At 67.6% G+C, this 25,244-nt stretch carries 24 protein-coding genes and 1 tRNA gene; 2 read left to right on the forward strand and 23 right to left on the reverse strand.

The window, feature by feature from the left end; all coding sequences use genetic code 11:
• Positions 1-48: 48 nt before the first annotated feature.
• Positions 49-1,635, reverse strand: coding sequence for a tetratricopeptide repeat-containing sulfotransferase family protein (locus NV401_RS04100; protein ID WP_261293126.1), 1,587 nt, complete (start codon positions 1,633-1,635; stop codon positions 49-51).
• 100 nt (positions 1,636-1,735) lie between these two features.
• On the opposite strand from NV401_RS04100, the gene NV401_RS04105 reads away from it, so the two are divergent.
• The gene (locus tag NV401_RS04105; protein WP_261293127.1) at positions 1,736-3,022 is read left to right on the forward strand and encodes an amino acid permease; all 1,287 of its coding nucleotides are present in this window, start codon (positions 1,736-1,738) and stop codon (positions 3,020-3,022) included.
• 89 nt (positions 3,023-3,111) lie between these two features.
• Here NV401_RS04105 and NV401_RS04110 read toward each other — a convergent pair whose 3' ends face one another.
• The 19 genes from NV401_RS04110 to hisG form a co-directional block, all read right to left on the reverse strand.
• Complete coding sequence (locus NV401_RS04110) at positions 3,112-4,713, reverse strand: phytoene desaturase family protein (RefSeq protein WP_261293128.1); 1,602 nt, start codon at positions 4,711-4,713, stop codon at positions 3,112-3,114.
• 2 nt (positions 4,714-4,715) lie between these two features.
• Entirely contained in the window at positions 4,716-5,999 is a 1,284-nt protein-coding gene (locus NV401_RS04115; RefSeq protein WP_261293570.1) for an aromatic ring-hydroxylating oxygenase subunit alpha, read from the reverse strand.
• Entirely contained in the window at positions 5,999-7,378 is a 1,380-nt protein-coding gene (locus tag NV401_RS04120; protein ID WP_261293129.1) for a M20/M25/M40 family metallo-hydrolase, read from the reverse strand. The genes NV401_RS04115 and NV401_RS04120 overlap by 1 nt, the downstream gene beginning before the upstream one ends.
• Positions 7,379-7,472: 94 nt before the next feature.
• A tRNA-Phe gene (locus NV401_RS04125) sits at positions 7,473-7,548 on the reverse strand.
• Between the two features lie 32 nt (positions 7,549-7,580).
• Positions 7,581-7,778, reverse strand: coding sequence for a DNA gyrase inhibitor YacG (locus NV401_RS04130; protein WP_261293130.1), 198 nt, complete (start codon positions 7,776-7,778; stop codon positions 7,581-7,583).
• Entirely contained in the window at positions 7,778-8,725 is a 948-nt protein-coding gene (locus NV401_RS04135; protein WP_261293131.1) for a ribonuclease, read from the reverse strand. The genes NV401_RS04130 and NV401_RS04135 overlap by 1 nt, the downstream gene beginning before the upstream one ends.
• A complete protein-coding gene (locus tag NV401_RS04140; protein ID WP_261293132.1) occupies positions 8,718-9,293 on the reverse strand; it encodes a Maf family protein in 576 nt (191 codons plus the stop codon). Before NV401_RS04140 ends, NV401_RS04135 begins: the two co-directional genes overlap by 8 nt.
• A gap of 37 nt (positions 9,294-9,330) precedes the next feature.
• Positions 9,331-9,549 carry a translation initiation factor IF-1 gene (gene infA / locus NV401_RS04145; RefSeq protein WP_010162480.1) on the reverse strand — a complete coding sequence of 73 codons (219 nt, stop codon included), beginning with the start codon at positions 9,547-9,549 and terminating at the stop codon, positions 9,331-9,333.
• A gap of 260 nt (positions 9,550-9,809) precedes the next feature.
• Positions 9,810-10,697 (reverse strand): restriction endonuclease, encoded by an 888-nt coding sequence (locus tag NV401_RS04150; RefSeq protein WP_261293133.1) that lies wholly within the window; start codon positions 10,695-10,697, stop codon positions 9,810-9,812.
• Positions 10,694-10,840 carry a hypothetical protein gene (locus NV401_RS04155; protein WP_261293134.1) on the reverse strand — a complete coding sequence of 49 codons (147 nt, stop codon included), beginning with the start codon at positions 10,838-10,840 and terminating at the stop codon, positions 10,694-10,696. The genes NV401_RS04150 and NV401_RS04155 overlap by 4 nt, the downstream gene beginning before the upstream one ends.
• A complete protein-coding gene (locus NV401_RS04160; RefSeq protein ID WP_261293135.1) occupies positions 10,840-14,244 on the reverse strand; it encodes a class I SAM-dependent DNA methyltransferase in 3,405 nt (1,134 codons plus the stop codon). Before NV401_RS04160 ends, NV401_RS04155 begins: the two co-directional genes overlap by 1 nt.
• Before the next feature lie 150 nt (positions 14,245-14,394).
• Positions 14,395-16,557, reverse strand: a complete 2,163-nt coding sequence (locus tag NV401_RS04165) for a sodium-translocating pyrophosphatase (RefSeq protein ID WP_261293136.1) — start codon at positions 16,555-16,557, stop codon at positions 14,395-14,397.
• A 102-nt stretch (positions 16,558-16,659) separates the two neighbouring features.
• Positions 16,660-17,685, reverse strand: coding sequence for a thiamine-phosphate kinase (locus NV401_RS04170; RefSeq protein WP_261293137.1), 1,026 nt, complete (start codon positions 17,683-17,685; stop codon positions 16,660-16,662).
• Entirely contained in the window at positions 17,682-18,350 is a 669-nt protein-coding gene (locus NV401_RS04175; protein ID WP_261293138.1) for an HAD-IA family hydrolase, read from the reverse strand. Before NV401_RS04175 ends, NV401_RS04170 begins: the two co-directional genes overlap by 4 nt.
• A complete protein-coding gene (locus tag NV401_RS04180; RefSeq protein WP_261293139.1) occupies positions 18,347-18,523 on the reverse strand; it encodes a DUF4169 family protein in 177 nt (58 codons plus the stop codon). Before NV401_RS04180 ends, NV401_RS04175 begins: the two co-directional genes overlap by 4 nt.
• 2 nt (positions 18,524-18,525) lie before the next feature.
• The gene (nusB, locus tag NV401_RS04185; RefSeq protein WP_261293140.1) at positions 18,526-18,999 is read right to left on the reverse strand and encodes a transcription antitermination factor NusB; all 474 of its coding nucleotides are present in this window, start codon (positions 18,997-18,999) and stop codon (positions 18,526-18,528) included.
• A complete protein-coding gene (locus NV401_RS04190) occupies positions 18,984-19,379 on the reverse strand; it encodes a DUF2314 domain-containing protein (RefSeq protein ID WP_261293141.1) in 396 nt (131 codons plus the stop codon). Before NV401_RS04190 ends, nusB begins: the two co-directional genes overlap by 16 nt.
• Complete coding sequence (gene hisD / locus NV401_RS04195) at positions 19,376-20,668, reverse strand: histidinol dehydrogenase (RefSeq protein WP_261293142.1); 1,293 nt, start codon at positions 20,666-20,668, stop codon at positions 19,376-19,378. The genes NV401_RS04190 and hisD overlap by 4 nt, the downstream gene beginning before the upstream one ends.
• A gap of 103 nt (positions 20,669-20,771) precedes the next feature.
• Entirely contained in the window at positions 20,772-21,479 is a 708-nt protein-coding gene (hisG, locus tag NV401_RS04200; RefSeq protein WP_261293143.1) for an ATP phosphoribosyltransferase, read from the reverse strand.
• A 58-nt stretch (positions 21,480-21,537) separates the two neighbouring features.
• Here hisG and NV401_RS04205 point away from each other — a divergent pair, with 58 nt between their 5' ends.
• Complete coding sequence (locus NV401_RS04205; RefSeq protein WP_261293144.1) at positions 21,538-22,635, forward strand: DUF2332 domain-containing protein; 1,098 nt, start codon at positions 21,538-21,540, stop codon at positions 22,633-22,635.
• 147 nt (positions 22,636-22,782) lie between these two features.
• Here the strand turns inward: NV401_RS04205 and NV401_RS04210 are convergent, their stop codons facing one another.
• The 3 genes from NV401_RS04210 to NV401_RS04220 all read right to left on the reverse strand — a co-directional run bounded on the left by NV401_RS04210 (position 22,783) and on the right by NV401_RS04220 (position 25,141).
• On the reverse strand, positions 22,783-23,667 hold the full coding sequence (locus tag NV401_RS04210; protein WP_261293145.1) for an alpha/beta fold hydrolase: 885 nt from the start codon (positions 23,665-23,667) through the stop codon (positions 22,783-22,785).
• Between the two features lie 144 nt (positions 23,668-23,811).
• On the reverse strand, positions 23,812-24,714 hold the full coding sequence (locus NV401_RS04215) for a pirin family protein (RefSeq protein WP_261293146.1): 903 nt from the start codon (positions 24,712-24,714) through the stop codon (positions 23,812-23,814).
• Positions 24,704-25,141 (reverse strand): NUDIX hydrolase, encoded by a 438-nt coding sequence (locus NV401_RS04220; RefSeq protein WP_261293147.1) that lies wholly within the window; start codon positions 25,139-25,141, stop codon positions 24,704-24,706. The genes NV401_RS04215 and NV401_RS04220 overlap by 11 nt, the downstream gene beginning before the upstream one ends.
• Positions 25,142-25,244 lie beyond the last annotated feature (103 nt).

Here is a 25,244-nt window from a genome sequence, read left to right on the forward strand (position 1 = left end):
CCGCGGCCGTGATCATTTCGCCCGCGCAACGTGACGCTTTTGCAACAGTCAGCGGGCGGGCGGGGCGTCGGGATACGATGTAAGGACAGCGCCGAGCGCGGCCTTGAGCGGATCGAGCCAGGGCTCGAACGGCTGCCATGCCGCGGTGCCCTCGCGGAAGATCGGCTGGCGCACCTGTTCGGAGCTGGCGGTGCGCACGGCGCGGTCGGTCTTGTGAAAATCAAGACATGCCGGGTCGAAGTCGAGCCCGCAGGCGGCGATCAGCGCGCGGACCTCGGCCTCCGTGTCGTCGACCATATTTTCGTAGAACACGCGGTGGACGCGCCCCGGCAGGACCGCGTCGACATGCGCGAGCAGGCGGACATAGTCGGCGTAATAGCGCCCCATATCGTCCAGCGCGTAGCTGAACGCCTGGCCGCGCGCGAAATGCTGTTTGTAGTTGGAAAAGCAGCAGCCGAGCGGGTGGCGACGCGCGTCGATGATGCGCGCGTTCGGCAGGATCAGATGGATGAACGGCAGGTGCGCCCAGTTATTGGGCAATTTGTCGATGAAGAACGGGCGATCGGTGCGGCGCTGGATGCGTGTGCGCGCGATATAATCGTCGCCGAGCGCGCGTAATTGCGCGGGCGACAAGGCGGCAAGATCGCTGCCGGCCTGGCGCACGAGCACGGGAATGTCGGGCAGTTCCGATGTGCCTTCGACCAGCCTGTGGCTGGCGAGGATCTGCTCGACCAGCGTAGAGCCGGCGCGCGGCATGCCGAGGATGAAGATCGGGTCCGGCGCGTCGCTGCCGCCGCCCGCCCGCGCGGCGAAGAAATCGGGCGTGAACACCGCGATGCTCTTGTCGACCAGTGCCTGTGTCTCGTTCGCGTCATAGCTGATCTTGGTTCGGCGCAGCGTGTTGCCCGCGGCATAATGCGCAAAGGCCAGCGCGGCATCGCGCTGGTCCTCGAACGCCTTGCCGAGCGCGAAATCGAGATGGAAGCGGTCCTCGTCCGAGATGTCGGCGCGCGCCAGCTGACATTCCATCGCGGCAATATCGGCGGCGTCGAATTTCACCGTCTTGAGATTGGCGAGGCTCCACCAGGCTTCGCCGAGCTCGGGCGTTATCTCGATTGCCGTGCGATACGCCGCGACGCCGTCCGCCTGCCGGCCGACGGTTTTGAGCATATGCCCGAAGCTCATCCATACCCTGGCCTGGCGCGGCGCCTCCTTCAGCACCTGCTGGTAGAGCTCGATCGCCTCGTCGAATCCGCCGATCCGGCCCAGCGCCGCGGCCTTGAGATTGGCATGGCCGGGATTGTCGGGATCTTCGTCGAGCACGCGATCGAGCTCGGCGATCGCCTCGGGCGCGCGGTTCTGGCGGTACAGCACGATCGCGAGATTGGCGCGCGCGGCAGTGAAATCGGGCGCCAGCTCGACCGCGCGGCGCAACAGATGCTCGGCATCGGGATAGCGCCCGATCCGCCCGGCAAGCTCGGCCAGCATGCGCATCGCGCGCACGTCGAACGGATCGGTCTTGAGCCGGGCCCTGAGCAGTGGCTCGGCGTCCGACAGGCGATTGTCGTGCAGCGCCAGCGCGGCATCGATCAGCGCTTGCGGATAGTGTCGGTGCGGGAGCGCGACGAATGCCATGCGGGCAATATTGGACGGGATTGCGGCGGAAGGGAACGGTGCATCATCGTGCCCGCCGGCATCGCTCGACAGGGGGGCGGGATCGATCATAAGGCGATGCATGAGCACTGATACGCGCCCCTTCGGCTTCTGGACCGCCACCGCGCTGATCGTCGGCAGCATGATCGGCTCGGGCATCTTCCTGCTCCCCGTGGCGATCGCGCCCTATGGCTGGATCGGGGTGATGGCATGGATAATCAGCATCACCGGCGCGGTGATGATCGGTTATGCCGTCGCGCGGCTGGGGCAGGTCATGCCCGAGCAGACCGGCGCGGTGGCGATCGCCGCGGCAGTGCTGGGGCCGTGGATCGGCGTATTGGTCGGCTGGGCCTATTGGATCTCGACCTGGACGACGATCGCGGCGATCGCCGGCGCGGCGGTGAGCTATCTCGGTGTGTTCGTGCCGCTGCTGATCGCCACGCCGCTGAACGGCGCGCTGGCGACGATCGCGCTGATCTGGCTGTTCACCGCGACCAATCTGCTCGGCGCGCGCACCGCTGGGCGTGTGCAGGTGGTGACGACGTTGCTCAAATTGCTGCCGCTGATCGCGGTGGTGGCGATCCTGACCTGGTTGGGCGTGACGGGCAAGGCGCAGGCGCCGGCCTGGCCGGGAACGAGCGCGGGCTATGGCGGGCTGACCGCGGCGGTGACGCTGACATTGTTTCCGTTGCTCGGCTTCGAATGCGCGGGAATGATCTCGGAACGCGTGCGCAATCCGGCGCGCACCGTGATGCGTGCGACGATGGTCGGCACGGTGGTGACCGGATTGCTGTATATCCTGGTCAGTTCGGGGATCGCCTTTGCCATTCCGGCCGAGCGCGTGGCGGCATCGTCGGCGCCGTTCGCCTTGTTCGTCGAAACGTTCTGGGGGCGCGGGGCGGGACTTCTGATTGCCGCATTCGCCGCGCTGGCGGCGATCGGCGCGCTCAATGGCTGGGTGCTGATGCAGGGCGAAGTGCCGCTGGGCATGGCGCGCGCCGGCCTCCTGCCGGGCTGGTTCGGGCGGGTCAATGCGCGCGACGTGCCGGTGCGCGTGCTGCTGCTGTCGAGCGTACTGTCGAGCCTGCTGGTGCTGTCCACTGCCAGCCGATCCCTGAGCGGCGCGTTCCAGTTTGCCGCGTTGCTGACGACCTGCACGGTGCTGTGGCTCTATGCCGCGATCTGCGTGGCGGCGATGCTGCGGCGGGTGGCGGTGGTGCCCGCGGTGCTGGGGCTGGCCTTTACCGGCTGGGCGATGGTGGGTGCCGGGCTGGAGGCGAGCGGCTGGGGACTGGCGCTGACGTTGACCGGCGCGCCGGTCTATTGGTGGGCGCGGCGGAGGGCGCTCCCCACCAGGCCGTCATCCTGACGAAAGTCAGGCTCCATCATGCCGCATCGACGACCGCGTATGAGGCGAAATGGATCCTGACGTTCGTCAGGATGACGGAAAGAGGGGGCTTACCCGAACACCCGCCCCAGCAAACTCCGATCGCGCAGGATCTCATGCGCCGCATTATGCCCCGGCGCGCCGGTCACGCCGCCGCCCGGATGCGTGCCGGCGCCGCACATGTAGAGCCCCTTGATCGGGCTGCGATAATCGCCGTGGCCGAGCATCGGCCGCGCCGCCCATAATTGGTCGAGGCTCATATGGCCGTGCATGATGTCGCCGCCGATCAGCCCGAACTTGCGTTCGAGATCGACCGGCGAGTGGATCTGCGTGGCGATGATCGAGCCGCGGAAATTGGGCGCGTGGCGGGTGACGGTGTCGATGATCGTCTCGGCCGCCGCCTCGCGTTCATCATCCCAGCTGCGGCCATTCGGCAGCACCGGCGCGAATTGCTGGCAGAACAGGCTGGCGACGTGCTGGCCGGGCGGGGCGAGGCTGTCGTCGACCGAGCTCGGGATCTTGAGCTCGACGATCGGATCGTCGGACCAGCCCTTCGCCTTCGCATCGGTGAACGCCTTGTCCATGTAATCGAGCGTCGGGGCGATGATGATGCCGGCGGTATGATGTTCGGCGAGCGCCGTGCCGGGCAATACGGTGAAATCGGGCAGTTCGCTGAGCGCGACGTTCATGCGGAACGTGCCCGAGCCGGCCTTGAAGCCATCGACGCGCCGCGCGAAGTCGGGCGCGAGATCGCTGCGATCGACCAGCTGGCGGAACAGCAAGGCCGGGCCGACATTGGCGGCGACGATCTTCGCGGCGATCTCCTCGCCGGATTCCAGTTTCACCCCGACCGCCTTGTTGCCGTCCACCAGCACCCTGGCGACCGGCGCATCGAGGCTGATCTCGACGCCCGCTTCCGCGCACGCCTCGGCCATATATTGCGTGATCGATCCCATGCCGCCGACGCTGTGGCCCCAGGTGCCCATCTTGCCGTTCACTTCGCCGAACACGTGGTGCAGCAGCACATAGGCGCTGCCCGGCGTGTCGGGGCTGGCATAATTGCCGACCACCGCATCGAAGCCGAACGCTGCCTTGACATATTCATTGTCGAACCAGTGATCGAGGAAGTCGCGCGCCGATTTGACGAACAGGTCCATCGTGTCGCGCTGCGCCTCGATATCCATCCCTGCCAGGCGTTTGCCCTGCAGCGCGGCGGCGATCAGCGCGCGCAGGCCGCCGCCGGCATTGGGCGGGGTCTTGAGCGCCATGTCGCGCAGCACCGCGGCGACGCGTTCCAGCGCCGCTTCGTATTGCGGGAAGATATCCGCGTCGTGCTGGCTGAAGCGGGCGAATTCGGCCTGCGTCTGGCCGCCGCCGAGCTTCAGATAGCCGCCGTCATGCGGAAGGAAATTGCTGATCGTACGCTCGATGATGCGCCAGCCGCGCTCGTGCAGCCGCATGTCGCGGATCACCTTGGGGCGCAGCAGGCTGACCGTGTAGCTGGCGGTGGAATTGCGGAAACCGGGGGCGAATTCCTCGGTCACCGCCGCACCGCCGACGATATGGCGCCGCTCGAGCACGCGCACCTTCAGGCCGGCGCGGGCAAGGTAGAAGGCGCAGACCAGGCCGTTATGGCCACCGCCGATGATCAGTGCGTCGTAGGATTTGGTCATGGTTACTCCCCTCCCGCTTGCGGGAGGGGCTGGGGGAGGGCCTGTAGGAGCGCGGCGACGGTGGACAGGCCCTCCCCTAACCCCTCCCGCAAGCGGGAGGGGGATTTACTCCATCCCGCCGCCGGCGCCCGGTGCAGCCGCGCCTCCGGTATCCGTTCGCGGATCTTCCGCGCAAAGCTGCGCAGGCAGACTTCGCTGCGCCCGATCGGGCCCGCCTCGTAGCTCTGCGAGGCCATGCCCTGCTGCACGCGCTCGATCAGCCAGGTATCCTCGGCATTGACGGTGCGGTTGATGCGCCAGTTGGCGTAGCGCACCACCTTCATCTCGCGGCGCCGCTCTTCTGGAACATGGGCATCCGGCAGCGCGAAGGTCATCTCGCGCAGCAGAGAGGTGGTCGGCGTGAGCGGCAGCCACTGCATGAAATCGACCTGATCGGGATAGATGTCGAACGCCATGTTCGGCCAGAGCTTGTAATAGAGCCACAATTTCTGGTGGCTCTCGGGCAGGTGCGGCGCGGGCGGCAGATGCGTCTGGTACAGCCGCTCCCATGGATCGGCGGACGGGCGATCGGCGAGATAGCCGGACATCTTGTCGACATAGGGCTGCGCCTCGATCGCGTAGCTCTTGCCGAACAGGCGGGTGAGGCCGGTATGCGCGACGGGGATGTGCAGATTGTCCGAATAATTGTCGCCGACATTCTTCCAGTTCACGGCGCGCTGTCGCGTGCGCAGCGGCGCGATCGCGCGCAGATCGTCAAAGCGGTAAGGCGCGATTTCAGGCGAATAGGGCGCCATCATCGCCGCTACCGAGGGGCCGCCGTCATCCTCCAATCGCACGAACACGAAGCCGTTCCACAGCTCGACGCCGACGGGCACCAGACCCATTTGCGCCATGTCGAGCGCGGGATAATCGCCGCGCATCGGCACGCCGGTGAGCCGGCCGTCGAGCTCATAGGCCCAGGCATGATAGGGACAGACGAGTTTCTTGGCGCAGCCCGCCGGGCCTTCCACCAGCCGCATCGCGCGGTGGCGGCAGACATTGGCGAAGGCGCGGACCTGCCCGTCGATACCGCGCATGGCGATCACGCTTTCGCCGATATAATCGAGCGTGTGATAATCGCCCGCATCGGGGATATCGCTGACATGGCAGACGATCTGCCACGACGGCCGCAGCACGCGCGCGAGCTCGACGTCGTAATATTCGGCGTCGGTATAGAGCCAGCCGGGCAGGCTCCAATCGGCGTCCGGGTCGGCCTCAGGCGCGAGATCGGCGACGCGGTGCGCCATCATTTCGACAGGCTGGTGAACAGCGAGCGGTAGTATTGCAGCGCCGGCGCGATGTTGGCGACGGGGGTGCGCTCGTTCAGGCCGTGGCTGAAATTGTCCGAACCCTTGATGAAGACGGGACTGGCCCCGTAGCTCGGCACGTGGTGATAGCGGAACCACATGCTGTCGCTGGCGCCCGCCGACATGCCGGGGAAGATCGGCACGCCGGGATAGATCGGCGCCATCGCCTTGGTCACCGCGGTGACGAAATCGGCGCGCAGCGGCGAGGCATCGTTGGGCACCGCGCCTTCGGTGACGTCCTTGAACCGCACGGCGGGTTCGGCGGCGACCTTCTGCAATTCGGCCATGATCGCAGCGGGCTGGTGGCCGGGGAAGATGCGGCAATTGATGTTCGCGGTGGCGCGCTGCGGGAGCGCGTTCAAGGCATGGCCGCCGTTGACCATCGTCGCCACGCAGGTCGTGCCGATCTGCCCGACCATGCTGGGGTTGGCGGTCAGGGTGGCGATCGCCGTTTTGTCCGCCGGATTGGCGGCAAAAGCGCGCATCGCCGCACCGGTTGCGGCGTCCTCATATTTGGCCGCGCTAGTGAAGTAGCCGCGCGTCAGATCGTTGAGCTCGGGGGTGAATTGATACGCCCCGATCCGCTCCAGCGCGCGTGACAGCTGGACGATGGCATTGTCCTTGCGCGGCGCCGAGCTGTGCCCGCCGGCATTGGTGACGCTCAGCTGGAAATCGGCATAGGTCTTCTCCGCGCCCTGCCAGGTGAGGTACAGCGGCTTGCCGGTTTTCTCGTCGAGCGCGCCGCCGCCGCCATCGATGTTGATGACCAGTTCGGCATTCTTGAGTTGCTCGGCGATCAGCGCGGAGGTCTTCATCGCGGTTTCCTCGTCGCCGGAGAATTCGAGGATGATGTCGCGCGCCGGCACGAAGCCCTGCCGCTTGAGCTCGACCAAGGCGGCGATGACGATCGCGGCGTCGAGCTTCATGTCGGTCGCGCCGCGGCCGTAGAGATAGCCGTTCTCGACCACCGCGGTGAACGGATCGCGCTGCCAGTCCGCAGGCTTGGCCTCGACCACGTCGATATGCCCCGAAATGACCAGCGGCTTGGCCTTGGCGTTCTTCCCCGGATAGCGGGCGATCAGATAGGCGGTGTCGTCGACCGGGGTGATCGTGACGTCTTCATCCTTGAAGCCGCCGGCGACGAGCTGCGTCTTCAAATAGGCGGCCAATTGCGGCGTCTGGTTGCCGGGCCCGGCGACCGAGCGGAAGGCGATCGCGCGCTTGGCGATGTCGAGCGCCTGCGCCTCGGCCGGGCTGTCGGCGGCCTGCGCGATGCCCGAAGTAAGCGCGATCGCCGTCGCCAAGGCCAATAGACGCATGCTGCTTCCCCGTTTCTTGTCGATTTCAGGGGAGGCTAGGGGGCGGACGGCAGAAGCGCAATCCGGGAATTGGGCCAACTCTCGCGGGGGAGAGTGGTGCCCGAGGGCGGGTTCGAACCACCGACACCACGATTTTCAATCGTGTGCTCTACCAACTGAGCTACTCGGGCACGCGGTTCGTTGCCGAACCGGAAGCGCGCTCTTAGTCGGGGTCCCGGCGGCTGTCCAGCCCATCTGGCACGCTATCCGCTTCATCGCGCTCGGCCGGCCCGGCCGGGATGCGATAGCCTTCGCCAAGCCATTGCAGCAGATCGCGATCGCGGCAGCCCTGGCTGCAGAACGGCTTCTGCGCGGGCGTCGCGGGTTTGCCGCAGATCGGGCAGGAATCGGTCTTGGCCATCAGTCGGTCTCGAATTGGGCGTCGACGCCGGTGCGGCGGGCGAGTTCGGACGTCCATGTGGGGTGCGCCGCCAAAGTCGCAACCACGTTCTTGCTCACGCGGTGGTGGCGCGGCGCGGGGGGCGGGATGCGCTCCAACTGGCGGAGCAAAGCGCGGGTGCGGGCGGCGGGATCGCTGCGGAGCAGTTCGGGGAGCGAGGCGACGAGCCGGGGGCGGACGATCTGCAGGAAGCCGAAGCCGTTGACCGCGGTACGCTCGAACGGCGGGGGCAAGGCGGCGTCGAGCGCGGCGGCGACCGCCTGGCGCGGCGCCTTGCCGGTGATCGTCGGGAAATCCACGCCGATCGAGCCGCCGATCGCGTGGCGCACGATCGCCTGGGCAATGGCGGTGGCGGCGGCGATGGCGAGCGGCTCGAGCGGGCCGACGCCATCGACATCGAACAGCGTCATTGCCGGAGTCGGCGTCATGCGCAGCGCGCCGCCGGCAAAAGCGATCTCGCCGGTCAGCGCTTCATCGAGCACTTCCGACCAGCCGGCCTGTTCGAGCGCGTCGGGCTCGTGCGGGCGGAGGACGCGCACCGGATGGTCCGAGGCGGTGATGCGGGCGAGCAGATCGGGGCCGGGCGCGGGGGCGTCGTCACTCGGCGCGGCCTTGGGGCGCTTCGGGCGGCCGGGCTCGGGGATCGCCTCGCGGACGATGCGGACCGTCAGACTCGATCCTTGCGTGATGCCGGGCGGGAGCGGGGACAGCGTCGCCTCGCTGCCGTCGTCCAGCGTGACGCGGGCTTCGCGGCCCTTGGTGGTGATCTCGGTGAGCCGCGCCCGGGTGACGGTGCCGAGCCGCGGGCCAGTGTGTTCAGGCTCGATCAGCGCCTCGAGGATGCGGTCGCCATCGACCAAAGCGGCACGGGCCTCGCCGATGCCGGCCTCGTAGCGCCACTCAGGCAATGGGCACGCCGGCAGTGGCGAGCAGCGCGCGGGTTTCGAACAAAGGCAGGCCGACCACGCCCGAATGCGAGCCGGAGAGGAACCGCACCCAGGCCTCGGCGCGGCCCTGGATGGCATAGCCACCGGCCTTGCCCATCCCTTCGCCGCTGGCGACATAAGCGTCGATCTCGGCCGCCGACAGCGGCTTGAAGGCGACGATCGTGTCGCTGATCCGGGTGCGCGCCTTGCCGTCGCGGGCGATGACGCACACCGCGGACAGGCAGTGATGCCGGCGGCCGGACAGCAGGCCGAGCATGCGGCGCAGATCCGCTTCGTCCGCGGGCTTGCCGAGGATGCGGCGGCCGACCGCGATCGTCGTGTCGCCGGCGAGGACCACCTCGTTCGCGCCACGCTCCACCGCCTGCGCCTTGGCCAGCGCGATGCGCAGCGCATAGGGACGGGGTTCTTCGGCCTTGAGCGGGTCTTCATCGACATCGGGCGCGGCGATGCGCGCCGGCGTGACGCCGATGCGCGCAAGCAGCTCCAGCCGGCGCGGGCTGGTGGAGGCGAGAACGAGATCGGGGATCATGTTTACCCTTATTCCCCGCCCGACGGCCGGGGAACGCTTACTTGAAGCGGTACGTGATGCGGCCCTTGGTCAGGTCGTAGGGCGTGAGTTCGACCAGCACTTCGTCACCCACCAGCACGCGGATGCGGTTCTTGCGCATCTTGCCGGCGGTGTGGCCGAGAATCTCGTGATCGTTTTCGAGCTTCACGCGGAACATGGCGTTGGGCAAAAGCTCCACCACCTGACCGCGCATTTCGAGCAATTCTTCCTTGGCCAAACAAACCTCTAGCAAATATCGGGAAATCGTGAACGCGGCCCTTAGCGGATCGGGCCGGGAAAGGGAAGCGCGGCCGGCAAAGGTCGCAAAGGTCGCACGCTCCACGCGCGCGGGCGCGCGCATTGGGCGGGGTGGGCCGTTCGCACGGGCGGGCAGCGCAGGAGCGGTGGCGGCGGGCTGACGATTCGAAAGAGCGGACTGGCGCACAGGATATATGCTGCCGGGCGTGTAGGACAGGGGCGGGCGTAACAAATGCGCGGTCAGATTTCGTCGAAGAACGTTTCGTCGATGCTGATCTCATAGGTGGTGACGGGGCGGACGACGACGCCCAGATTGACCTCGCGCAGCAGATCGCACAGCGCCTCGCCATCGATCAGATCGATCGCCGGCGCGCCATCGCGCGTCGCCTCGCGTCGGGCATCGGGCGTGAAGGTGCCGGTGGTGATGACCAGTCCCTTGTCGGCGCGGCCCTGCATCGCGCCGCGGAAGTCACGGATCGTGCTGCTGCCAACCGAGCCTTTGTAGCGCTTGCACTGGAACAACACGTTGAACGAGACGAGATTGACGCGCAGCACGCCGTGCCCGTCGATCCCGCCGTCGCCGGATTTGCCGGTAACCTCGACCCGGACGAAACCGTGTTCGCGCAGCAGGCGCTGGCACAGACGCTCGAAGGCGGCGGGATCGATCGACTGGAGCCTGGCGAGGAGGATGTCGGACCAGTCTGCATTGGGGTGATCCGATTCGGCCTCGTCGTCGGCAACGTCGCCGACGGCGAGCGACGCCTTGGCCTTCAACTGCTCGGCGCGTCGCAGTGCCTTGGCCTCTCGAATGTATTTGCGAACGACCTCCAGTGGTTCATCAGCCGCAAGTCGCCCGGCTTCGGTCAACACCCACACGCCCTTCGAATCATTCGAGACGTAACCGGGGAATTTGAGATAGCTGCGCGCCCATGACATCTTATCAGTGATGATGTTGTCGCCGCTCGTGGGATAGGTGGCATCGAGATCAGCCTGAGTGAAACCGAAGCGGTCGATCAGCTTTTCCTCGATCTCTTCAATCGATGCCGAGCCGCCCAGATCGCGAAGCACGTGCAGCGTCGGGACGTAAAAATCGTCCTTCTTGATCGAGGCGACATTTCCCGGGATCATGCGTCTTTATCCTGCTTGGCGATACACTGCCGCGCGACGCGGCGGTTGGCTTTGACGCCGGTGGTGGCGGGCGGGTTTACCAGCGCTTCGTAGCGGCCGAACAGATGCTCAATGCGGTCGCGATCCGAAGCGCCGGGCGTCATCAGGCGGCGCGGCGCAGCGTGAAGCGATCGCCCTCCGCCGCGACATGGCCGAGCCGGACGAGCGCGGCGAGCGTGGCGGCGATGCGCGGTTCGGACCGGAGCCCCTGCGCATAGCGGCGCGCGATCTCGGCGCTGGTGAGGCCGGCGCCGCCGCGCAGATCGGCAAGCACGGCGGCGGTCTGGCCGATCGCGTCGCGGGGGAAGGCGGGCTTCCTGGTCGCGGCGGCGGGGAGCAGCGCCTCGATCTGTTCGGGCTGGGCCTTGGGCGCTAGAACGGTGACGCCGGCGCGCGGCAGCTGATAATCGGGGCGCAGCCAGCGGACCTTGCCGGCTTTTTCCTCAGCATGGCGCTCGGCATTGAGCGCGACGAGGCGGGTGACGATCGCCTCGTCGGAGAGGTCGCGCGGCCAGCCATAGGCATCGGCGACCGCATCATCGATCCGGTCGTGCAACTGGGCGATGATGTCGACGCGGCCGCGGCGGCGCTGGTCCTGCTCGACCGGGGTGAACGGGCCGTGCTGGCGCAGCTTCTCGCGCAGATTGTAGAGGCCGGTGAGCGTCAGGTCGGTGTGTTCGGCGAGCACCTCTTTCCGCGTCGCGTCGAGTTCCTCGGCGAGATCGCCGATGATCGTGCGCTGTTCGGGGGTGGCGTCGGGAAAGGGGAAGGGATCGAAGCACTGGCTCTTTGTAAACCGTGGCCGATCTTCAAGAGTTCCGCCTTGCGCAGAGGTCCAAACTAGATCGATTTTTGATCCCAAACAGCCAAGATGGAATGCTTCATCGCTCGCGACGCAGACGAGCATATTGTCGGCAAGAATGCTTGCGTCCAGGAATTGGAATACGCGATGCTTCGCCGTTTCGACGGTGACGATGTAGCGCGGCAATCCTTCGAGCGCCGGGCGTAGTTCCGTCCGGGGTTTGCCGAAAACCCACCAGTTGCTTGCATATGACAGCGCGTCGGTCGTTGGCGATTTCAGCGCTTGCTTGTCGCGATCCACCTTCACGGTAGTCATTAAGTGCTGATAAATCTCGGGATACGAACGCCTGACTTCCACCTCGCTTAGGCCAAACAGATCGATGACCATTTGATTGCGTGATCGCGCCATCAGGTCGCGCCCGTTCCGATAGAGACGAATGTGGCGGTCCAGTCCGTCGCGGCGTCCGAGGCCCAGCATCTCAGCTTCTGCCTTAGAAATAATGAAGCCCGGCCCGTGGAGTTTCACGCCGGGTGAGCAAATCCAGTTATTCGCCCGCAAAGGATGGGCCTGTGTAACATCCGACCCAACGGTCAGATCTGCGTGAATGTCGCCACCGACATGGCGCAAATCGACGCGCGGCGCGTCGGTATCCAGCCCGCTTTCATGCGTGACCTCGTACAGCGAGCCTTCGCGCCCCCCGGCCTCGCCAACCGTCATCGCGATCCGCACCGCCGCCGCATCCTTTGTCGCCTTGGTCCAGGGATGATCCGGAACCGCCATCACCAGGCTGATCGGCGCGCGCGCGTCCATCCGCGCCGCCATCACGCGGCGGCTGAATTCCTGCGTGATCGAATTGGTGGTGACGAAGCCGAAGCGCTTGAGCCGCGTGCCCTTTTCGGTCAGCCGCTCGGCGGCGCGGTCCCACCAGTACATCACGAAATCGGCGGATTTGTTGATCTTGGGGTGCGCCTTCCACAGCGCGGTCGCATAGCCGTCGCCGAGCCGCGCGCGGACGTCCTTGCCGCCGATGAAGGGCGGGTTGCCAACGATATAATCCGCCTGCGGCCAGTCGGGCCGGCGCGGGTTGGGGAATTCGTCGAACGTTCCGTCGTCGCGCATCCGCCCCGCGTCATGCTTAAGCACCGCATCCATCGCGGTGATGTTGCTGAGGCGTTCGAGCACGGGATCGGCGATCTGCCCGCCGTTGCGCATCTGCCATTGCAGATAGCCGAGCCACAGCACGAGTTCGGCGATCGCGGCGGCGCGCGGGTTGAGCTCGAGGCCGAGAAAGTTGCGCGGGTGGACCGTCGCGGTCTCGAGCGCGAGCGCTTCCTGCCCGCCGAGATCGGCGAGCACTTCGAGCACGTCGCCCTCGAGCCGCTTCATCAGCTCGAGCGCGACATAGAGGAAATTGCCGGTGCCGCAGGCGGGATCGAGCACGCGCGTCGCGGCGAGCTTTTCGTGGAAATCGTGCACCGCGCGGATCGCGCCCTGCGGATCGGCGCTGCGCTCGCGCTCGACCGTGCCGAGCACTTCGGTCTCCCATTCGCGCTGCAGCGGCTCGATGATCGTCGCGATGACGAGCCGCTCGACATAGGCGCGCGGCGTGTAATGCGCGCCGAGCCGCTTGCGTTCGACCTTGTCGAGCGCCTGTTCGAGCAAGGTGCCGAAGATCGCGGGTTCGACCTCGGTCCAGACGTGGCGCGCGGCCTCGTACAGCTCGCCAATCTCTTCCTTGTGGAGCGGGATGGCGTTGCGTTCGGCGAACAGCCCGCCGTTGAACTTGCGCACCGTCTTGCGCAGCACGGGCGAGAAGCCGCCGGTGTCCATCGTGCGCCACAGATCCTCGAGCATCGGCGCGAAACTGTCGGGGGCGTTGCGCGCATCGGCAAGCACGTCGGTGAAGCTGCCGGGTTCGAGTAGCCCCGTATCCTCGGCGAACATTGTGAACAGGCAGCGCATCAGGAAATGCGCAACGGGCTCGGGCTGGTAGCCGCGTTCCTCCAGCAGTTTGCTGACGTGCGCGAGGCGTTTGGCGATGTCGCGAGTAACGGCGGCGGCGTGCTTGGCGGGATCGAGGCTGTGCGGATCGAGCCACATCGCGCGCAACCGGGCGCGGACGCCCTCGTCGCGCAGATCGTCGAGATAGATGCGATAGCCCGAGCGATCGGGGAACTGGCGGTAGTTTTTGCCCTGGCCCGAGAAGTCGGCAAAGATTTCGAAGGCATGGCCGACATCGGCAACGATGATGAAGGGCGGCCAGCCATGATCGGTGGGCAAGGCGCGCGCATATTGCTCGGCCTGTTCGCGGGCGTTGCGCATCAGCACGTCCCAGCCGCGCTGTGCGCTGCGTCGGCCGCGGATTTCGGTCGGCGCGAAGCCGGGCAGGGCGGGTTGTTGCGCCGGGAGCGCGACTTCCTTCTTGCCGCCGGGCTCGCGGCTCTGCTTGGCCTCAAGCACGAAAGCGCCGCGCTTGTAGAGATCGATCCGGCCGTGCCCTGACTTGCCCGCCTCGTCCTTGAAGGTGACGGCGCGTTCGAAGACGTAATCGTTGCGCGTGTGGCTGGCATCGGCGGGCTGGGGCTGCGGCAAATCGAGCAGCGTGCAGAGTTCGGTCAGGAACAGCACGTAATTGGCGCGCTCGGCACCGCCTTCGTTGGCGCGCCAGCGGCTGATGAACCTGTCGATCGCTGCTGCGTCCCCCATTGGCGGAGCGTAGGCGGGGTGGGGGTTTGGCTGCAAGGTCAAACGGATGGGACCGTCAGAGGGGGCGTCGTGGCGAAGCCACGCCGTCGGCCAGATCGGGCGGGGATGGCCCCGCCCGTCCGCCGTCCGGTCGCGCTTGCTTCGCTCTGCTCAGCCTCCCTTGGCAGCGAGGGCTGCCAAAAGGAGCAGCGCGACGATATTCGTGATCTTGATCATCGGGTTGACCGCAGGCCCCGCCGTATCCTTGTAGGGATCGCCGACCGTGTCGCCGGTCACCGCGGCCTTGTGCGCCTCGCTGCCCTTGCCGCCGTGATTGCCGTCCTCGATATATTTCTTGGCATTGTCCCATGCGCCGCCGCCGCTCGTCATCGAGATGGCGACGAACAGGCCGGAGACGATCACGCCGAGCAGCAGCGCGCCCAGGGCCGCGAAGCCGCTCGCCTGGCCGGCCACCGCGGTGATCACGAAATAGACCAGGATCGGCGCGAGCACCGGGAGCAGCGAAGGGATGATCATCTCCTTGATCGCCGCCTTGGTGACGAGATCGACGGTACGGGCATAATTGGGGCGGCTGGTGCCCGCCATGATGCCGGGATCGTCGCGGAACTGCGCGCGGACATCCTCGACCACGGAGCCGGCCGCACGGCCGACCGCGGTCATGCCGAACGCGCCGAAGCTGAACGGCAGCAGCGCGCCGAGCAGCAGGCCGACGATGACATAGGGGTTGGAGAGGCTGAAATCGACGTTCAGATCGGGGAAGAATTCCGCCAGATCGGTGGTGTAGGCGCCGAACAGGACGAGCGCGGCGAGCGCCGCCGAGCCGATCGCATAGCCCTTGGTCACCGCCTTGGTGGTGTTGCCGACCGCGTCCAGCGCATCGGTGCGGTGGCGGACATCGTCGGGGAGCCCCGCCATTTCGGCGATCCCGCCGGCATTGTCGGTGACCGGGCCGTACGCGTCCAGGGCGACGACCATGCCGGCGAGCGCCAGCATCGAGGTGGCGCCGAACGCGATGCCGATCACGCCGGCGAGCTGGTAGCTGGCGATCACCGCGACCGAGATGACCAGGGTGGGCAGCGCCGGGCTTTCCAGGCTGACCGCGAGGCCCTGGATCACGTTGGTGCCGTGGCCGGTTTCCGAGGCCTTGGCGATCGAGCGGACCGGGCGGTAATTGGTGCCGGTATAATATTCGGTGATCCAGACCAGCGCGCCGGTCAGGCCGAGGCCGATCATCATGCACCAGAACAGGTCCATGCCGGTAAAGGCGGTGCTGGTGCTGGCGCCGGCGATCGCTTCGGTGGTGAGATTGTCCGACGCGGGATCGAGGAAGCCGGCGCCGCCGATCACCGCGTTCATGTCGCCGATCGTGTACTGGGTGGCGAGGTAGATCGCCGGGATCGACAGGATCACGGTGGTCCAGAAGCCCTTGTACAGCGCGCCCATGATCGACTGGCCCTTGCCGAGCCGCACCATGTACGTGCCGATGATCGAGGTGATGATGCACACGCCGCCGACGATCATCGGCAGCGTCATCAGCTTGAGCAGTTCGGCGGTGTCCGCCTTCACCAGCAGCGCGATCGACACCATCGTCACGCCCAGGGTCACGACATAGGTCTCGAACAGATCGGCGGCCATGCCGGCGCAATCGCCGACATTGTCGCCGACATTATCGGCGATCGTCGCCGGGTTGCGGGGATCGTCCTCCGGGATGCCGGCCTCGACCTTGCCGACCAGATCGGCGCCGACGTCCGCCGCCTTGGTGAAGATGCCGCCGCCCAATCGCGCGAAGATCGAGATGAGCGACGCGCCGAAGGCGAGCGCGACCAGCGAATCGATCACGATACGGTCATTGGGGGCGTGGCCGGCGGGGCCGGTGAGATACCAGAAGAAGCCGGCGATCGCGAGCAGGCCGAGACCTGCGACGAGCATGCCGGTGACCGCGCCGGAGCGGAACGCCATGGTCAGGCCGCCCTGCAGCGAGGTGCGCGCGGCCTCGGCGGTGCGGACATTGGCTTTGACGCTGACGTTCATGCCGATGAAGCCGGTGATGCCCGAGAGCACCGCACCGATCACGAAGCCGGTCGCCGAGACGAGCCCGAGGAAATAGGCGACGATCACCGCGACGACCACGCCGACGAGCGCGATGGTGCGATATTGCCGGCCGAGATAGGCGCGCGCGCCTTCCTGGATCGCGGCGGCGATATCCTGCATGCGCTCGTTGCCCGGGCTGGCGGACATGACCTGGCGGCTGGTGACGATCCCGTACAGGACGGCAATCAGGCCGCACACGATGGCGGCATAGACGATCTGCATGCTCTCTCCCTTGGCTCAAGGTGGCGAGGGAGCCGATGCTTTGCGCCGTGCCCCCACGGTCGGGCCGAGCGTATAGGGCAGGTGGGGGCAGCGCAAGCCGCGCTAGGAAGCGTGCTGGAAGCCGAGTTTCGCCGGTAATGGAAGGGCTTGCGCGCCGTGTTTGAGCGTCAGGCCGGCGCCCTCGGCGAGTGCGCCGATGCGGGTGACGGGGACGGGCGGGGCGAAATCGGCGGGGGCGGCGAACAGCAATTGGTAATCGTCGCCGGCGGTGGCGGCAGCGAGCCGTGCGGCCTGGTCCGTGCCGACATGGGCGGCATAAGCGGGGGACAGCGGGACGGCGTCGAGATCGATCGTGACGGCGAGCGCGCTGGCGGCGGCGAGGCGCTGCGCGTCGATCAGCAGGCCATCGGATACGTCCATCATCGCATGGACCCGGGGGGCGAGCGCGCGGCCTTCGGCGAGGCGGGGCTGCGGGCGGCGATAGGCGGCGAGCAGCGCGGCCGGACCATCCCTGCCCAGCGCGATCGCCAGGCCGGCGCCGGCATCGCCGATCGTGCCGGTGACGTAGAGCGCATCGCCGGCGCGCGCGCCGCTGCGCGGCGGGGCGGCGGCGTCCGCGCCGATCGCGGTGAGCGTCAGGACGCGGGGGGCGTGCGGCGGGAGCGAGACGGTGTCGCCGCCGAGCAGGGGGCAGGCGAAGTGGCTGAGCGCGGTGGCGAGGCCGGCGAGGAAGGCGGCGTCCCAATCTTCTTCCTGTTTCCACCCTGGCGAACGCCGGGGCCCAGTCGCGGCGGTAGAGGTTATGTCGCGCAGCCTTTCCTCATGATCGTTCCCCGACTGGGCCCCGGCGTCCGCCGGGGTGGTAGAAGGGGGAGCGGCGCGCAGCGGATAGTTGAGCAGCACGCCGGCCGGCGTCGCGCCCTTGGCGGCGAGATCGGACAGGTTCTGCGCGAGCAGCTTCCAGGCGACGTCTTCCGGCGGATCGGTGGCGAGATAATGCACGCCTTCGACCAAGGTGTCGGTGGTGAGGATATGGTGGCCGAGCGTCGCGGTATCGTCGGCCAGGCCGTGCGCGCCGGGGTGGAGCGGGAGGCGGCGCAGGCCGTCGAGGAACTCGGCTTCGGTCACTGCGGGGGGCTGGGCCGGGCCAGCGCCAGGCCGTCCCGGTCGGTGGTGATGGACAGCGCGTCATAGGAGGCGATCGTGGGATGCGCGGTGGCGAGCGTGCGGTGATGCGTCGCGGTGATCACGATCACCGCGGCACCGGCGGCTTCGGCCGCGGCGATGCCGGCCGGGGCATCCTCGAACACCATGCAGTCCGCCGCGGCGACGCCGAGCCGCTCGGCGGCGAGCAGGAAGCAATCGGGCGCGGGCTTGCCGGCGGTCACGTCCTCCGCGGCGATCATCAAGGGCGGCAGCGGCAGGCCGGCGGCCTGCAGGCGCCGTTCGGCCAGCGCGCGCGGCGCGGAGGTGACGACGGCCCAGGCATGCGCCGGCAGCGCGGCGAGGAAGGCGGGCGCGCCGGGGATCGGTTCGATATCGTCGACATCGGCCATTTCCGCCGCGGTGACCCACGCCGCCTCGGCCTCCGGATCGATCCCCGGCAGGGCGAGCCGGCGGATCGTCTCGACCGTACGCACGCCGTGGATCGTCGGCAGGAAGCTCGGCACGTCGAGCCCCTGGCGCTCGGCCCAGATCGTCCAGCTGCGCTCGGCCGAGGCGATCGAGCTGAGGATCGTGCCGTCCATGTCGAACAGGAAGGCGGCGAAGCGGCGGGTGGGCAGCGGGGTCATGGCTCGCGCCGGGCGTTGTCGAGCGTGCGCGCGTGGCGGGCGGTCTCGGCCTGCGTCGCCTGTCGCTCGGCCCGGGTGCGGCCGAAGGCGGCACGGTTGGCGTCGGCGGCGGCGGCGCTGGCCGCCCGCGCCTTTTGCTTGCGCGCGGCGCGCAGGTTGACGATTTCGGCCACGCTCAGCCGCGCACGTCCTTGGCGATCGCGTCGAGCAGGCCGTTGACGAAGCCCGCCTCGCGCTTGTCGAAGAAAGCGTGCGCGACATCGACATATTCGGTGATCACGGTGCCGACCGGCACGTCGGCGCGGGCGAGCAATTCATAGCAGCCGGCGCGCAGGATCGCGCGCATCGACTTGTCGAGCCGGGCGAGCGTCCAGCCGCTCGACAGCTTGGCGGCGATCGCCACATCGATCTCGTCGCGGCGCGCGGTCGCGCCTTTGACGATGTCGTCGAAGAAATCGATTTCCGCCTCGGCATATTCGGCGTCCTCGATCGTCGCGCCGAGCCGGTGATTGTGGAATTCGTGCAGCAGCGTGGGGACGGGCGTGCCCTCCATGTCCTGCTGGTACAGCGCCTGGACGGCGGCGAGACGGGAAGCGGCGCGCGCCTGGCTGCGGGCTTTGGTGCGTTCGGACATTAGGTGCGAGGCCATTCTTTGAGAGGTTGTGTAAGGGCCAGGGCGATCGATTTTTCGTCGCCAGGCTCGATGTCTATCACATGTTCGGGGCCGAACGGTATTTCCGTTCCGACCCAGAACTCGTCATTTTGCTGGATGGAATCGGGTTCGTTGTCGAGCAGTCCGTAATAAGTGCCGTTTTCGATCGCGCGCACGATCACCCACATTCGTTCAACGGCGACCGGCTCGTCGGCATTGTCGACGGAGATAGCGAATATCAGTTTTGCCAAATCGCCGATCGCTAGCGATTTGCGCGCGGCCAATTCAGGAATCCAGAAGGTCTTCGGCGCATCGGCATGCCGCGCCTCACCACTTTCCAATTCCCAGCCATCATCGAAAAGGGTTGGCTTTGTCATGTAAGCGGCAATCGGAGCGCGACCGATCTGGCATGCGCCGGCAGCCCCTCCGCCTCGGCCAGCGCGACCGCTGCGGGGCCGATCGCGGCGAGGCTGGCGGGATCGAGCTGCAGGAAGCTGGTGCGCTTCATGAAATCGAGCACCGACAGGCCGCTGGCGAAACGCGCACGGCGGCCGGTCGGCAGCACGTGGTTCGGGCCGGCGACATAATCGCCGATCGCCTCGGGCGTGTGGCGGCCCATGAACACCGAGCCGGCATGGCGCACGCGATCGAACAGTGCCTGCGGGTCGTCGCAGGCGAGCTCGAGATGTTCGGGCGCAAGGCGATCGACCAGCGGCAGCGCTTCCTCGAGGCTGGCGGTGACGATGATCGCGCCATTGGCGTCCCAAGCGGTGCGCGCGGTCTGCGCGGTCGAGAGCGTGCCGATCTGCAGATCGACCGCGTCCGCCACGGCGCGGGCGAAGGCCGCATCGTCGGTGAACAGGATCGACTGGCTGGTCGGATCATGCTCGCTCTGGCTGAGCAGATCGGCGGCGATCCAGTTCGCGTCATTCTGGCCATCGGCGACGACGACGATCTCGGACGGCCCGGCGACCATGTCGATGCCGACCACGCCGTAGAGCTGGCGCTTGGCCTCGGCGACCCAGGCATTGCCCGGGCCGGTGATGACGTCGACCGGCGCGATTCGGCCGGTGCCGTAGGCGAGCGCGGCGACGGCCTGCGCGCCGCCGATGCGCCACATCTCAGTGACGCCGGCGATGTGCGCGGCGGCCAGCACCAGCGGGTTGATCTCGCCGTTCGGGGTGGGCGTGACCATGGCGATGCGCTCGACCCCGGCGACGCGCGCGGGGATGGCGTTCATCAGCACCGAGCTGGGATAGGCCGCGCGGCCGCCGGGGATATAGATGCCCGCCGCCTGAATCGCGTTCCAGCGCGCGCCGAGGCGGACGCCGGCGGCGTCGGTGGTGTCGCTGTCTGCGGGGCGTTGCTTTTCGTGATATGCGGTGATGCGTTCGGCGGCGAGTTCGAGCGCGTCGCGCAAGACGGGGTCAAGCCCCTCATAGGCAGCGAGCCACTCGCTGCGTTCGATGCGCCAGCCGGTTTCGTTCAGATCGTGATGATCGAACTTCTTGGTGAAGGCGGCGAGCGCGGCATCACCTTCGTCGCGGACCGACGCGACGATCGTGCGCACGTCGCGCGCGACGTCCGCGTCCGCTTCGCGGCGCGCGTTGACGAGCGTCGTGAAGGCGCGATCGAACGCGGGGTCGGCGGTGGAGAGGTTGATCAAACCCCCCTCCCGCTTGCGAGTTTGAGGTCGATCATGCCCCCGGCATGATCTGAACGACGCGGGGCGTCGTTCACCTCAAACTGGGTTAGGGGAGGGCGTGTCGTCACGTGGCGGACTCCATGGTGACAGGCCCTCCCCCAGCCCCTCCCGCAAGCGGGAGGGGAGAAGAGACGGCGCGGCGGAACGCCTCGACCAATGGGACGATCTCCGCGCGCGTCTTGAACGCGGCACGGTTGACGATCAGGCGCGAGGTGACCTCGGCGATCACCTCGACCTCGACCAGCCCATTCTCCTTGAGCGTCCGGCCCGACGAGACCAGATCGACGATGCGCGGGGCGAGGCCCAGCAGCGGCGCCAGCTCCATCGCGCCGTTCAGCTTGACGCATTCCGCCTGCACGCCGCGCGCCTCGAAATGCGCCGCCGTGACGTGCGGATATTTGGTGGCGATGCGGACATGGCTCCAGCCACGCGGATCGTCATGCGCGGCGAGCGCGGCGGGCTCGGCGACCGAGATGCGGCAATGGCCGATGCCGAGATCGACCGGCGCATAGAGCTCGGAATAATCGAATTCGGCGAGCACGTCCGATCCGACGATGCCGAGCTGTGCGGCACCGTGCGCCACGAAGGTGGCGACATCGAACGCGCGGACGCGGATCAGGTCGATGCCGGGCTGGTTGGTGGCGAAGCGCAGCGCGCGGCTGTTCTCGTCGCTGAACGCCGCTTCGGGCTCGATTCCGGCGCGGCGGAGCAGCGGCACGGCCTCGTCGAGGATGCGGCCCTTGGGGATGGCGATGATGAGCGGCTGAGGCATGGCTCGGGCTTTACGAGGGGGTGGGGCAGGGAGCAACACTGCCGTGAAGGAGTGGCTGATGGCGAACGGAGACAACGTGCGGGAGGCGTTCCTGATCCAGGAACATTATTGTCGGGCGATGGACGCACCAATCTATGCGCGGATCTGCGCCGCGGTGGCGGACGGATTGAGCCGCGACAGCGCGGTCGGCGCGCGCGTGCTCGACTGGGCGGGCGAGCCGACGCGCGATGCCTTGCCGCTGCGCTTCATGGGCGGGCTGCATGCGCTGGTGATCGCCGGGCAGGACGAGGAACTGGCATCGGTGTTCGACGGGCGCGTCGCGGACGACGCCGCGATCGTGGCGATCCTTGAGCAGGTGCTGGCGCGGCACGAGGCGGCGCTGATGCCGTGGCTGGGCGGGCCGCCGCAGACCAACGAGCCGGGGCGGTCGGCGGCGCTGATGACCGGGCTGCTGGAGATCGCGCGGCGGCACGGGCCACGACTCGAGCTGCTGGAGATCGGCTCGAGCGCGGGGCTCAACCTGCTGATCGATCGCTATCGCTTCGATCTCGGCGGGACCTGGGTCGGGCCGGCCGACTCACCGGTAACGATCGTGCCGGACTGGACCGGCGATGCGCCCGCGCCGGTACCGATCGAAATCGTTTCCACGCGCGGCTGCGATGTCGCGACGATGGATGCGACCGATCCGCCGGTCGAGGCGCGTTTGGCCGCCTATGTCTGGGCCGAAAAGCCCGAACGTCTCGCCCGGTTGCGTACCGCGATCGCGATGCTGCGCGAGAAGGGCGTGGTGCTGGATCACGCCGATGCGGCGGACTGGATCGAGGCGCGGCTGGCCGAGCCGCAGGCGGCCGGCGTGACCCGCGTGCTGATCCATTCGGTGGTGTGGCAATATCTGCCCGAGCCGGTGGCCGAGCGGATCCGCGTGGCGATGGCGGCGGCCGGCGCGCGCGCGACGCCCGAGCGGCCGCTCGGCTGGGTGGCGATGGAGCCGGATCGCTCGCTCGCCCACCAGGTGATCCGCGTGCGCAGCTGGCCGGGGGCGGGCGACTGGCAGGTACTGGCGAGCGCGCATGCGCATGCGGCGTGGATTCGCTACGGCGCGGTGGAGGCAGGCGCGGGGATCGCGCTGCCGGCTGGCGCGAAGGTTACGGTGTAGATCCTCGCCGGAACGGGGAGGGGACCATGCGCGTCCTTCACGCGCATGGTGGAGGGGGTGGGGGGGGCCCCCGAACGGGGGGGGTGCCGGCCCCCCCCCCCCCCCCTCCGTCAGCTTTCGGCTGCCACCTCCCCGTGCCGGGGAGGATTATGCGAGCCAGCTTCGGATCGTATGCACCACGGCCTCGGGCGCTTCCCAGGGGACGAAGTGGCCGGCATCGACGTGCACGACCGTCAGATCCGGCACCAGTTGATCGAGCCCCTCCAGCTGGCTCGGCAGCAGTGCCTTGTCCTGCATGCCCCAGATCACCAGCGTCGGCTGGGTGATCGGCGGGAAGGGCGCGTCGAGGAAGGCGGGGCGCTCGGGCGTCTCGTCCATGCCGGGGACGACGATCTGGCTCGCGCGGTACCAGTTGAGCATCGCGGTCATTGCGCCGGGCTGGCTCCATTGATCCAGATAGACCGGCTTCTCGGCCTCGATCCTGGCGAAATCGGTATGCTTCAGGAAGCTGCCGTCGAAAAAGGCGCTGAGCCCGATACTGTCGACATGCCGTTCCAGGCCGGGGTTGCGGAAGGCGGTGATATATTGGCTCGCCTCGCGCTGGGCCATGTCGTCGAACAAGGTCTTCTGGAAGACGAAGGGGTGCGGCGCGTTGAGGATGATCAGCCGGGCGACGCGGTCCGGGCGGGTCAGCGCCGCCATCCAGGCGATCGCGCCGCCCCAATCATGGCCGACGAGCGTGAAGCGGTCGATCTTGAAGTGATCGGCGAGCGCGATCAGATCGGCGACGATCTTGTCGGGCGCGTACTCGCCGACCTCGGCGGGCTTGGACGAGCGGGCATAGCCGCGCTGGTCGGGGGCGAGGACGTAATGCGTCTTGGCCAGTTCGGGGATGATGTGGCGCCAGGTGCGGTGCGATTCGGGGAAGCCGTGGAGCAGGATGATCGCCGGATTGGCGGGGTCGCCTTCCACCGCGACGTCGAGCGTGACGCCGGTGGGCAAGTCGATACGCTGTAGATCGAAGTCGGTCATGTCTTCTCCCCTCCCGCTTGCGGGAGGGGCAGGGGGAGGGCCTGACCAGTCACGCGCGGTACCTGTGGACATGCCCTCCCCTAACCCCTCCCGCAAGCGGGAGGGGGATAGAATCATGTCCCTCCCGCAAGCGGGAGGGGGATTTTATGGATAACTGACCGTCAGTGGGATTTCCGGAATCGGGATCCATTCCTGGTCGTCGCCCGGCACCTTGGGGAACGCGCCGGCCTTCCACGCGCGCTTCGCCTCGTTGATGCGCTCGCGGCTCGAGCTGACGAAATTCCACCAGACGTGGCGCGGCGTCGCGAACGCCTCGCCGCCGCACAGCATCACGCGCGCGCCGGTGGCGGATTTTAGCGATGTCGAGATGCCGGGCTTGAGCACGTAGAGCACCATCGGCTCGAGCGTCATGCCGTCGAGCGTCGCTTCGCCCATCGAGAGGTACAGCGCGCGCTCGTCCGCGCCGGCGTCGATCGGCACTTGGCCGCCGGCGTCGAGCACGATATCGGCATAGATCGTGCTGGCATAGGTGGTGGTCGGGGCGGACACGCCCCACAGATCGCCCATGATCACGCGGGCGCGGGCGTTGCTGGTCTCGACCGTCGGCAGGGCGGCCTTTTCGACATGCTCGAACGCCGGATCCATCTCCTCGTCCTTCTCGGGCAGCGCGATCCAGGTCTGGATGCCCGACAGTGCGGGGCCGGCGGCGCGCTCCGACAGCGGCGAGCGTTCGGAATGGACGATGCCGTGCCCGGCGGTCATCAGATTGACCGCGCCGGGCGCGATCGTCGCGTTAGTGCCGAGCGAATCGCGGTGATCGAGCCCGCCGGCATAAAGATAGGTGACGGTGGCGAGATTGATGTGCGGGTGCGGGCGCACGTCCACGCCGTTGCCGATGGCAAGCTGCGCCGGGCCCATCTGATCGAAGAACAGGAACGGGCCGACCATCGTGCGCTGCTTGTTGGGCAGCGTGCGGTGCACCTTGAAGCCGCCGAGATCGTGGCTGACGGGCAGGATCGTCTGCAGGATCAGATCGTCATTGGTCATCGGTGGCCTCCAGCAGGGCGAGCAGATCGTGGGGGAAGATCGGTTCGGCATGGCCGGCGAGCTCGGCGCGCTCGAACCAGCGCCAGCCGCGCATCACGCGGCGTTCGAGCGCGGTATGGCCGGTCGTGTCGATCTCCGCGGCATCGGTGGTCACGCGGAAATAGCGTTCGTCGGCGGTCACCTCGACGCCTTCGATGGTCAGGAAATCGGCACTGCGCTGCGCGACCTGCGGGCCCGGATCGAGCGCCAGCCCGGTTTCCTCGATCAGCTCGCGCGCGGCGGCCTGTTCATAGCTCTCGCCCGGATCGACCGCGCCGCCCGGCGTGCACCAGAAAGGCGGGCGATCGTCGGGATCGAAGCGGAACAGCAGCACCCGGCCGGCCGGATCGGTGAGCAGGATGCGCGCGGCGGGGCGGGGACGCCTCATTGAGCTGCTCCCGCCCTTGCCGCTTCCCCGGCGAAGGCCGGGGCCCAGTCGCGATAGTCGTTGTAACGGTGCGCAGCACCCGCCAACTTCTGTCTCCCGACTG

This window comes from Sphingomonas hylomeconis, from assembly GCF_025370105.1.
GTDB lineage: Bacteria > Pseudomonadota > Alphaproteobacteria > Sphingomonadales > Sphingomonadaceae > Sphingomonas > Sphingomonas hylomeconis.